Raw genomic sequence first — 11178 nt, 5'->3', positions numbered from 1 at the left:
CAGCTTTTCAAATTTACAATTTTGTCTGGAAACCATAGCATTGTGGTCCCACCTGATCCCATCCCGAACTCAGAAGTGAAACGCAATCGCGCCGATGGTAGTGTGGGGTCTCCCCATGTGAGAGTAGGTCATTTCCAGGCGCCTAATTTGGGCTTAGCCCAAAGGAGCGGTAGTTCAGTTGGTTAGAATACCGGCCTGTCACGCCGGGGGTCGCGGGTTCGAGTCCCGTCCGCTCCGCCAACATTAAGATGAAAGCCCTAGCAGCAATGCTAGGGCTTTTTTCGTTTTGGCCGTTCTCAATTTGGATGTAGTCATTCGAGATACTCTCTCTTCAGCATGGCCCAGCACTCGTCGTCCTAGTTAATCTCTATATGCTTATAGCTAAATGCAATAATGTTTAGTCACTAAGTAACTTAAATGTGGCATAATCGGCACAAACACACGCAGTAGATCCTGTATTGATAAGATGTGTTACGTCTGACGACCCTTTTCTTTAGGTGTAGTGACTTTGCTGAAATTTGTCTCGCGTCCCTCGCTCATGCTCTTCGCACCTCTGGTGTGTGTCTTGTTGTTCGCGTTTTTCATAACCAGTAGTTATTTTGTCGAGCGACAGCAGCGTCGAGGCCATGTATCCACCTCCCAGGTCGAGTTTCTGTCTCAAGAGCTGATGCGGATGAATCATCTGGTGGCGATGGCCGCTAAGGCGCAAGACTTCACCCGGGTAGAAGAGGAGCTTGCCTTGCTTGGCAGCGACATTCGGCTATCTGTGTATACGCTTATCGATGGCAAAGGAGACATACGCTTTGCTAATCATGGTGTATGGCGTGACAGCTCGGCACAGTTGGTGATCGATGGTTATGATAGTCAGGCGCATCGAGACAGGGTCGCCGAGGGCAAGTCTAGGATTTACTTCAGTGACAAGCGTCAGTCGATACAGGCCTACTATCCCATTACACCTCTACTCTCATCCCTATCGGTGGAACGTCCCGAGCTTATTTATCTCGAATATGACATGGCGCCCATGCTGGCCGCCAGCGATGAAACCGTATTAGTCGGCCTGATGAGAATAGGGGCAATCGCCCTGGCGACTACCTTTGTCTTGCTTGGCCTGTTTTACTACTTTGTGTTGTCGCCGATTCGTCATCTGAGCCGCCAGGCGGCGGCTTTGGGTCAGTCAGAGCCTGAGCCAAGGAATAAGAGGATCGAGTCCCCCTTCATCGAGCTGCATAGCTTAGAGCAGAATCTCCAGCGCTTTAAGGATAGATTCCAACAAGGGGCGAAACAGCTTAAGGATAGTGAGCAGAGATGGCTGTTTGCCGTAGAGGTCTCTCGCTATGGCATCTGGGACTGGAACCTGGAGGATGACAGCGTATTTCTCTCGGATCGTTGGAAAGATATGTTGGGCTACGGGCCCGAAGACTTGATGCCCGAGTTAGAAACCTGGGAGAGCCGGTTACATCCTGAGGACAAGGAAGGAATACTCAAGAGCCTCAACGCCTACCTTAATGGCGAAACCGAGGAGTTTGAGAGCGTTCATCGACTCCGTCATCAGCTGGGCCATTATATCTGGGTGCTGGATCGCGGCATGACGGTTGCGTGGAATGAGAAGGGTAAGCCGCTACGCATGATAGGCACACTATCCGATGTGACCGAGGATATTCGCAATCAGAAGGCGGCGATGCATCAGGCCAAGCATGACCCGCTCACGGATCTCGCTAATCGTCGTGCCTTGATGGATGGACTCTATCAGCAGCAGGATGAGTCGGGAAGCTGTGCCGCCCTGTTTATGCTGGATCTGGATAACTTCAAGGTGGTTAACGATGCTCTGGGGCATCATGGTGGTGACAGGCTGCTGATTCAGATAGCGGCCAGGCTATCTAGTTATTTCTCTTCTAATTCACTTATCGCACGTGTGGCGGCAGATGAGTTTGTTATTTTGGTGAAGAAGCTGCCGGAAGATCTCCTCAGTGCTCGACGTCGTGCTCAGGCGTTGGCAAGCCAGATGCGTCAGCTCATCGCTCGCAGCTTTCATATCAGCGGTCATACTTTTAATCTCTCTGCGAGCGTCGGAATTGCCATCATAGATCCGAGTGAGGCCACACCACCGGAACAGCAACTAAAACGGGTTAACATGGCCTTGGCTCAGGCGAAGGAGAGTGGCCGCGATGCCTGTGTGGTCTACAGCAGTGAGATGGATAAGCGTGCGGCGCAAAATCTGATGATCCGAATCGAGCTGGTGCATGCCGCCTCTCGCCATCAGTTGTCTCTCTTCTACCAGCCCCTGTTAAATGCCAAGGGCGAGATCGCCTCGGTCGAGGCCTTGCTGCGTTGGCATCATCCACAGCATGGGGCGATCTCTCCGGCTGACTTTATTCCGGTTGCCGAGGGGAGCGCCCTGATTATCGAGTTGGGTGAGTGGGTGTTGCTGGAGGCTTGTCGCTTTATTCGTGAGTTGAAGGCACAGAATATCTGCCCGCCCATGGTGTCAATCAACGTCAGCGCCCGTCAATTCCATCAGGATGAGTTTGCGCCTAAGTTACTGGCCACGCTAAAGGCGCAAGGGATCAGTCCTGCCCATATTGAACTGGAACTGACCGAGCATGTGTTATTGACCGATCTTCAACAGGTGCGTCAGACCATGACTCTGCTAAGAGAGGCTGGGATCAGTATCGCGGTGGATGATTTCGGTACCGGTTACAGCTCGCTGAGCTATCTGCAGGAGCTGCCGCTTAATCGCCTTAAATTAGATGCCAGCTTTATCAGAGACATGGGCAATGGTGAGGCGTCCGCCTCGATCGTTAAGGCCATGATCGATATGTCTCATAGCCTGAATCTGGAGTTTGTTGCCGAGGGAGTCGAGATCCAATCTCAATTCGAGCAGCTTAAGGTCTATCGCTGTGACCTATATCAGGGCTATCTGTTCCACCGGCCTATGCCGGGAGAAGAGCTGAGCCGCCTGCTGGTTAGGCTGGATGAATCACCCGTGATATCAAGCGTGTAGGCTGAGAAAGTCTGCCAGTTGATTCAGCGCTTGGTTTCGGGCGCTATCTCTTTCCATAAAGATCTCATGACGGGCATGGGCGACCTTGAAGAGGTGGCAATGCTCCCCCTTGGCTGCATCTTGGGCGCGATTATCGACGATGGAGTCTTCTTCTGCCTGCAAGATCAATATCGGTGTCTGTGCGTGTTTTGCGGCCTGAACGGCTTGCTCACAGGCATCGAGAGACTCGGTTAACCAGCGATTGGTTGGCGAGCCTAGCTTTAGCTGCGGGTAGGTCTCATATAGCTTACGATAGTCTTGATAGCGAGTAGCGCTATGGGTAAGGTCGTTCTCCTCAAAGGGCACGGCAATATAATCTTTTCCACCTAAGACATAGTTGGGCTTATTGCTCGAGCCATTGTCCAGGTGTCCCGCCAACCAACGCACGAAGGGCTTAGGCATAGGCAGGCAGATGCCGTACATGGGAGCCGAGAGCACGGCCGCATCGAATAGTTCTGGCGCCTGTTGCAGATATAAAGTGGCTATGGTCCCGCCCATGGAATGCGCCACTAGATACAGTCGGTCATGTTGCTTGGGGGTGACAATCGTATCGATAAAGTGACTAAAGTCACTCACATAGTCGGCAAACTTCTCTACGTGCCCCTGATGCGGATTATCGGTCAGCCTGGTTGAAAGTCCCTGGCCTCTGTGGTCCAAGGCATAGACGCTATATCCTAACTGATAGAGGTCGAAGATCAGTTCTTGGTATTTTAGATAGGCCTCGACGCGACCACTGCTGATCACAATCGCCCGGGTCGAGTTGGGGTGTGCAGCCATACAGTAGGCCAGCTTGAGCCCATCACTGGTTGTCAGATAGCCTTGCTCCACGCCCTGCCAGAAAGTATCTAGCTGCTGTCGATTGTCTTCTAATTCGCTGGAAAAAACCGATAGTGTTGTGGCGATGGTGCCACTGCTTGTAGAGACTGGGGCTGTGGACATGGGCAATCTGAATTAGGAACAAGATGCCTGAGTGTAGCACGATATGTTATCGCGATTAATGGCTTAAGGGGGCTAAGTATCTCTGGCGCCACTATCGCATGACTAGGACGCCAGAGGAGGATTACTACTTAGCGGCAGCCTGTGCGGCGATGAAGTCGTCTATCTGCTGTTCGAGTAGCGCCATGGGCACTGAGCCATTGGCTAAGACGGCGTCGTGGAAGGCGCGGATATCGAACTTCTCACCCAGGGCCTTCTCTGCCTTGGCGCGCAAACGCTTGATGGTGAGTTCGCCTATCTTGTAAGACAGGGCCTGACCCGGCCAGGAGATATATCTGTCTATCTCAGTGGTGACATTGTGTAGCGACAGTGCCGTGTTACTGGCCATATAGTCGATGGCCTGCTGCCTAGTCCAACCCTTGGCGTGCATGCCGGTGTCGACCACCAGACGGGCGGCGCGCCACATCTCATAGGTCAGGCGGCCGAAGTTGCTGTAGGGATCTTGATAGAAACCACCTTCGAGCCCGAGATATTCTGAGTAGAGTCCCCAGCCTTCTCCGAATGCCGAGATGTAGCTGTAACGACGGAAGTTAGGCAGGGAGGTCAGCTCAGTGTTGAGGGAGATCTGCAGGTGGTGACCCGGCACGGCCTCGTGTAGGGTCAGGGCCTCCAATTCATATAGAGGACGTTTGTCCAGGGCATAGGTGTTTACCCAGTAATAACCGGGTTGGTCGTCGCCACTGGCGCCGGAGTAACGGCCCGTGGTGTATTTAGGGGCGATCTCAGCGGGTACTTCCTGGATGCCATAGGGCGTGCGTGGCAGTTTGCCGAAGAATTTCGGTAGCATGGCATCGGCCTTCTTGGCGATAAAGGCCGCCTCTTTCAGGAGCTGCTCTGGAGTCTTGGCGTAGAACTGAGGATCCGTGCGCAGGAAGTGTAAGAAATCGGCGAAGCTGCCCTGATACCCTAACTTATCTATGATCGCCTGCATCTCGGCGCGAATGCGTTTGACCTCTTTGAGCCCGAGTTGATGCACCTCGTCGGCCGTCATCGGCAGCGTAGTGTAGTGGCGCACGCGATTCTCATAGAAGGCCTCACCGTCGGGGAGATCGTAGGCGGCAATACTTTGGCGTGCGCCTGGGATATATTCCTGGGTCATGAAGTCATAGAAGGCCTGGTAGCTAGGCAAGACATTCTGTTCAATCAGGGCCTTGCCTTGCGCCGTTAACTCGTTTTTCTGAGCCTCGGTGAAGTGCTTGGGAAAGTGTGTGAAGGGCTTGAAGTAACCGCTCTGCTTAACCGGCACTATGTAGGCGCTGATACTCTCCTCGAAGCCGTTTAAGACTACCTTGGCGGGCGTGATGCCCTTAGCGAGTCCCTGCTTTAGCCAATAGGTTTGCTGGGCAAAATAATGAGGCAGCGCCTCGAGCTTGCTCAGGTAGTGCTGATAATCGGCTTGGTTGTTGAAGTTACCCTTGGCGATGGAGGAGATATAGGCGTGAAAGCCACTCTCGGCGGTGATGGGGAAGTAACGGTCGTGAAATCGGTACTGGTCGACGCTGTTTTGTAGCTGATAGGCGAGTATCTTGGCGTTTATGCGATCGGCCTTGTCGAGCGATGCCATATCTAATGCCTTGAGGCGAGCCAACAGGGCGTTTTCGGCCTGATTGTAGCTAGCCAGTGCCTCAGGGGAGAGATCGTCCAGTTTAGCCGCCGCCGTCTCGTCGCCCTGTGAGTAGGCCATTTCTGGACTAGACTCTAATCTAAGTTGCCAGGCATCGTCTATGATGCGCTGCAATTGCTGATGACTCTGGCTGACAGTGGTTTGCGGCATCGTGCCGACATCCGCCGTGGGTGCCATTTGGCAGGCCGTGAGGCTGAGTATGAGTAGGCAAGGGGCTAAGGGTTTATGCATGGGTGATCCTGTTGTCATTATTATGGGCCTAGGTATAAGCTCAACGATTATGCAATATTCAATTTGGTGGGTCACCCATGGCACAAGATAAATTGTCAGCAGGTATTGCAACGGACTTTGGTCGAAAGCTGAACATAAGTCATGCATATCGTTAAAAAATGCGTGTTATAGTTGCAACAACTTCAGACCAGATAAAAAACAATATTGGCTGAGGGGTTCAAATAGGGGTTAAATATGATTGATACATCCATTCCGTTGGTGGATCTGCATCGTCATCTTGATGGTAACGTCAGGGCGGAAACGATTTGGGACCTGGGCCACCAACACAATTGCCAACACCTTGGAAGGTTTAGCGCCTTTCGTTCAAATTCAGGGGAAAGAATCCAGCCTGGTCGCTTTTTTGAAGAAGCTAGACTGGATGGTTGCCGTACTGGCTGATCTTGATGCGGTAAAACGTGTGGCTTATGAGAATGTTGCCGATGCGGCGATCTCTGGCCTGGATTACGCCGAACTGAGATTCAGTCCTTACTATATGGCGATGAACCATAAGCTGCCGATCGAGGGAGTTGTCGAAGCCGTCATCGATGGTGTTAAGGCGGGCCTCAAGGATCATCAGGTGAAGATCAACCTGATCGGCATCATGTCGCGCTCCTTCGGTCAGGACGCCTGCATGCAGGAGCTAGAAGCCCTGCTGGCACACAAGCAGCACCTGGTGGCGATGGACTTGGCGGGGGATGAGCTAGGCTTCCCAGGCGCCCTGTTTAACGATCACTTTAAGAAGGTGCGTGACGCCGGACTGGCGATTACGGAGCATGCCGGTGAGGCGGCTGGTGCCGAGAGCATGTGGCAGGCTATTCAGGAGCTCGGTGCGACCCGTATCGGCCATGGGGTCAATGCCATCCACGATCCTAAGCTGATGGAGTATCTGGCTGTCAATAAGATAGGCATAGAGTCTTGTCCAACCAGTAACCTGCATACGTCTACAGTGAGCAGTTATCAGGAGCATCCGCTGCGTACCTTCATGGAGGCCGGGGTGTTGATCGGCCTCAACACAGATGATCCTGGCGTGAGCGCCATCGACATTAAGCATGAGTACGACACTGTGAAGCAGGAGATGGGCTTTAGCGACGCTGAGTTGGCGCAGCTGCAACGCAACGGCGTGGAGATGGCCTTTATCTCCGACAGCGAGCGCAAGGCGCTCTATGCCGCCAAGGCTTAAAGCGCAAACTTAAAGCACTATCTTAAAGTGCTATGGCTTAAAGTATTAGCCACAAAAAAGCCGATGATAATTCATCGGCTTTTTTTATCTTTGGGTTTAGATAACCCGTGAGAACTGTTGCTGACGGGCCTTGTCACGATAATAAACGTCGAAACAGATACAGATATTACGGATCAGCAGACGGCCTGTTTCGCCCACGGTGATCTTTCTGTCTTTCACTTCGACCAGCTTGTCGTCGATGAAGGTTTGTAGCAGTCTGAGATCTTCGGCGAAGTATTCTTCAAACTTGATACCTAGCTGCTTATCTATCTTGTCCATATCCAGGTCGAAGTGACAGATCAACTGCTTAATCACGACACGGCGGATCTCGTCGTCACGATTGAGCTTACAGCCTTTCCACAGGGCGTGACCCTTCTCGTCCACCGACTCGTAGTAGGGGCGGATATCTTTCTGGTTCTGGGCGTAGCAGTCGCCAATCTGGCTGATAGAGGAGACACCTAGGCCCAGCAGGTCACACTCTTCCTGGGTGGTGTAACCCTGGAAGTTACGGTGCAGGCGTCCTTCGTTCTGCAAGATGGCGAGTTCGTCATCTGGCTTGGCAAAGTGATCCATGCCTATGTACTGATAGCCGGCGCCCGTCAGCGTCTCGATGGTCTGGTGTAGCATCTCCAGCTTCTGCTGTGGCGTCGGCAGGTGCTCGTCTTTAATCTTACGCTGGGCGGCGAAACGTGCCGGCAGGTGAGCGTAGTTAAACACAGAGAGTCTGTCGGGAGACAGATCCAGTACGCGTTGCATGGTTTCGGCGAAGCTTTCTGGCGTCTGGTGTGGTAGGCCGTAGATCAGGTCGATGTTGGTCGACACGAAGCCCATCTCTTTCGCCTTGGCGATCAGGTCGAAGATAAACTGCTCGTCCTGTTCGCGGTTAACGGCAATCTGCACCTCTTTGTTGAAGTCCTGTACGCCAACCGAGATACGGTTGAAGCCGGCTTCTTTAAGGGTGTCTAGCATAGAGAGTTCGATCTCGCGTGGATCGACCTCGATAGAGTATTCACCCTCGTCTGCAATATTAAAGTGCTCTCTTAGCAGCGCCGACAGCCTGAGGATCTGCTCTGGGCTGAGGAAGGTTGGCGTGCCGCCACCCCAGTGGATCTGGGTTACCTGGTAATGCTTAAACAGCGGTGCACGTTTGACGATCTCTGCCGCGAGATATTCGATATATTGGTCGGCCTTGTGCTGGTGACGGGTGATCACCTTGTTGCAGCCGCAGTAGTAGCAGAGCTTGGCGCAGAAAGGGATGTGTAGATACAGCGATAGTTTATTGCTCTTACTGTTGGCAATAGAGGTGAGCAGGTCTTCTTCGGTGAAGGAGGCGTCAAATTCTAGTGCGGTTGGGTAAGAGGTATAACGAGGACCGCTGTAATTATATTTTTCGATCATTGACTGATCCCAACTAATTTGGGTGGGCTGCTTCAAGGCGTGTCCTCCGAGGGTGGTAAATTAGCAACTAGCGAAGTATGCAATGTTATTGAGCGAATAACATTGATCCAGGTTGCAAATTAGCACTGCAATTTATGTTAGCTGATGAATATCCTTGTTTTCGGCTTAAATGTCTTGGTGTTAAGCCGTTTTTGTGCACCGACTCACGTCAATGGTTGAGGTGGGCATAGGCCTTGGCAAGCACTGCTACCTCGGCCATGATCTCGGCCTCGAGCGCTGATTCGGACTTCATTCTGTCTAAGTCTAGCTTCATCCGTTGCTGTTTCGCCAGTGCCTTGCGCTGCTCCATGATGGGGTGAGATTCTATGACCTCAAAATGCTTAAAGAGCGCCGGATACTGGTGCTTTACCTGTTCATCGTGGCCGAGGATATTAAATAGTTTGCCGATACGCATCACGCCCTCTGAGAGTTCGCAGCGCTCCTCGAGCATGGCGGCGGCGATATAGTGGATATTGCCCAGCAGCTCCAGCTCTTTGGCATCTTTGGCTGCCTGTTGGGCCTCGCGCTGGACTTTTTGTTGGGCGGTTTGCTGTTTTAGCTTGAGTAGCAGGCTGGCGGCGTAGGCGGCCAGGCCTAAGATGATGATGGCGCCTAGGATGAGGAGTGTCGTGGTCATAATCAGTCCGAGGTGTTGGGTTGCTAGTTGTTTGCTTTCGCTGGGTGTTTGCTTTCGCTAGGTGATAGTGGCTAGGTATTGGTTACCTGGCGTAGATAGCGAAATGGCATCGAATCGATGCCATTTGGGTTAGCCGTGGGGCTAGTCTTTATCCTGGTAATCTTTGAGCAGATCGGCGCCAGATTCAAACTTCTCCAGGAGATCGTCGTCTGAGCCGACCGTGGTCTTCATGACATGTTCGAGATCGTCCTCTTCCGTGATGCCTAGGCGATCCATCAGGCGCTCTATCTCTGTTAGTTGCTTCTCTAACCAGGCCTGGTCTGCCTCGTTGAGATCGCGACCCTCTTCGAGCATATCCAGCAGCTTGTTGAGTCTAGGATCTTCCTCTAGCTTCAGCAGCTTCTGTTCATCGCTCATCTTAGGTGCCTTGGGCTGCTTGGCTACAGGCGTCTGAGTCGGTAACTCCAGCGCGATAGGCTTCTTGCTGCCGTGGCGAGGATCTTTTGCCTGGGCCGTGCCCGATTGCTTCTGTTGGATCTGTTTTTCGTTATGACGACTGCCCGCTTTATTGCCCGACTTCTGCTTCTTGCCCGTGAGGGCACGGTCTTCTTTCTTGGTTCTAGGCGGACGTTTTGGCGCATTCTCATTGATCTTGCGCGTTTTCTTACGTGTCATAGCGTTAATCTCAACTACAAAAAATCGTGAACCTACCTAACCCTGAGTCAGATAAGTGAACTTGGGTCGCGTGTTATACCAGATCCTGTTGGTTTTTGCACCAAAATGAGATCTTTCGAGGCGAATAATAGCCTAAAGTCAGCCTGGGCTGCCAAATATTGGAAGGTGGCCTCCTGATAAAAGCTGACATGGGTCAGATTGTTCTTATGATGCCACTTGGGAAAGCCCTGAAGCTCGGTGAGCAGCTGGGTGCTGATTGCCATCCAGCCACCGGGTTTGAGCAGAGAACAGAGTAGCTGCCACTCTTTACCTGGAAAGCGAAAGTGTTCGAAGACACGATAGCAACAGATGAAGTCGTACTTGAGCCTTAGCAGGGTATGATCCGGAGCGAAGTGTGGATCATATTGGTTGAGCTGGTGACCTCGGGCCATGATGGCGTCGACGGCCGGTTGGCCTAGCAGTCGCCCGAAGTTGAGCCCGAGCAGTGGTCCCTGAACCTGTTGTTCACACTGAGTGATCAGGCTAGATAAGAATTGTTGCAGCGGTTTGTCTTTACTATTGGCCGAGCGGTAGCGTTTTACCTCGGCGCTGGGGGGTAGATGAGAGCTGGCATCGGCAAACAGCAGCATGCAGCGTTTACAGCGATAGATAGCTCGTTTTCTATCTTGATAGAAGGGGGCGGTAGCTTCGCTGGTGCACAGGGGGCATCTTCGCATGGCTTGGGCATGACTCTCAAAGGCTGGGTTAATTGCAGTTGCCTGTTTAATTTACTGTAGGCCAGGTGGAAACAGAAGCGTATTTTTTGTTGGGTATAAAAAAAGGCGACAGTATCACTGTCGCCTTCCAAAAAAGTACCAAAGGTACTCAATTCTGATTCCAAGTTTCCTTACTTGCTATGCGACTCTCCCAGTCGGATTCCATCTTATTTTTTAATCTGCTTTCCATGCATAGTTATTTTCGTTTTCGGTCTTCCAGACGCTTTTTTCTTTCCCTGTCGCCTTCCTGACCACAGCTTCCGTAGATGGTCTTCTTGACACATCACAATCCATATCGTCATCTTTGACGCCTAATAAACCATCCCTGTTAGGTTTACGTTAAAGTTCAGCAGTAAGCAGTTCAACTGTTTCCTGAACCGTAAGGAGAATGCTAATTAGCGCATTGGCCTTCCTAACCAATATCCTTACTAAGTTATTACGACCCGACTTCAGATGCGAAGTACTACTCTTATTATTTTTAGTGAGTGGTCAAAAAATTATTATTATTTTTACTTAACTTTATTC

General features: G+C 51.8%; 7 protein-coding genes, 1 tRNA gene, 1 rRNA gene and 1 pseudogene. 4 read left to right on the top strand and 6 right to left on the bottom strand.

What is annotated here, in order from left to right:
* The first annotated feature begins 24 nt into the window (after window positions 1-24).
* The 3 genes from rrf to L1D47_RS19310 all read left to right on the top strand — a co-directional run bounded on the left by rrf (window position 25) and on the right by L1D47_RS19310 (window position 3001).
* Window positions 25-140 (top strand): 5S ribosomal RNA (gene rrf, locus L1D47_RS19320).
* A 23-nt stretch (window positions 141-163) separates the two neighbouring features.
* Window positions 164-240: transfer RNA gene (locus tag L1D47_RS19315), tRNA-Asp, on the top strand.
* Window positions 241-508: 268 nt separating this feature from the next.
* Entirely contained in the window at window positions 509-3001 is a 2493-nt protein-coding gene (locus L1D47_RS19310; RefSeq protein ID WP_239886443.1) for a GGDEF and EAL domain-containing protein, read from the top strand.
* On the opposite strand, the gene L1D47_RS19305 is transcribed toward L1D47_RS19310, so the two are convergent.
* Together L1D47_RS19305 and L1D47_RS19300 are read right to left on the bottom strand one after the other, a co-directional pair.
* Window positions 2990-3943, bottom strand: a complete 954-nt coding sequence (locus tag L1D47_RS19305; protein ID WP_239886444.1) for an alpha/beta fold hydrolase — start codon at window positions 3941-3943, stop codon at window positions 2990-2992. The two genes, L1D47_RS19310 and L1D47_RS19305, sit on opposite strands and share 12 nt — an antisense overlap.
* Before the next feature lie 160 nt (window positions 3944-4103).
* Entirely contained in the window at window positions 4104-5891 is a 1788-nt protein-coding gene (locus tag L1D47_RS19300; RefSeq protein WP_239886442.1) for a DUF885 domain-containing protein, read from the bottom strand.
* Between the two features lie 234 nt (window positions 5892-6125).
* Here L1D47_RS19300 and add point away from each other — a divergent pair.
* A pseudogene (gene add, locus L1D47_RS19295) lies at window positions 6126-7110 on the top strand (adenosine deaminase).
* A gap of 96 nt (window positions 7111-7206) precedes the next feature.
* On the opposite strand, the gene hemN reads toward add, so the two are convergent.
* From hemN to L1D47_RS19275, 4 genes are all read right to left on the bottom strand, one after another.
* A complete protein-coding gene (gene hemN, locus L1D47_RS19290; RefSeq protein ID WP_275661511.1) occupies window positions 7207-8583 on the bottom strand; it encodes an oxygen-independent coproporphyrinogen III oxidase in 1377 nt (458 codons plus the stop codon).
* A 172-nt stretch (window positions 8584-8755) separates the two neighbouring features.
* Window positions 8756-9223, bottom strand: coding sequence for a DUF2489 domain-containing protein (locus L1D47_RS19285; protein WP_239886440.1), 468 nt, complete (start codon window positions 9221-9223; stop codon window positions 8756-8758).
* 141 nt (window positions 9224-9364) lie between these two features.
* A complete protein-coding gene (yihI, locus tag L1D47_RS19280; RefSeq protein ID WP_239853769.1) occupies window positions 9365-9898 on the bottom strand; it encodes a Der GTPase-activating protein YihI in 534 nt (177 codons plus the stop codon).
* Window positions 9899-9945: 47 nt separating this feature from the next.
* Window positions 9946-10614: a class I SAM-dependent methyltransferase gene (locus tag L1D47_RS19275; RefSeq protein WP_239886439.1), complete on the bottom strand. Its 669-nt coding sequence runs from the start codon at window positions 10612-10614 to the stop codon at window positions 9946-9948.
* Window positions 10615-11178 lie beyond the last annotated feature (564 nt).

Source organism: Shewanella sp. Isolate7, from assembly GCF_022398425.1.
Lineage (GTDB): Bacteria > Pseudomonadota > Gammaproteobacteria > Enterobacterales > Shewanellaceae > Shewanella.
Note: the sequence above shows the minus strand (reverse complement) of the source record. Positions and strands in the feature narration are given on the sequence as shown.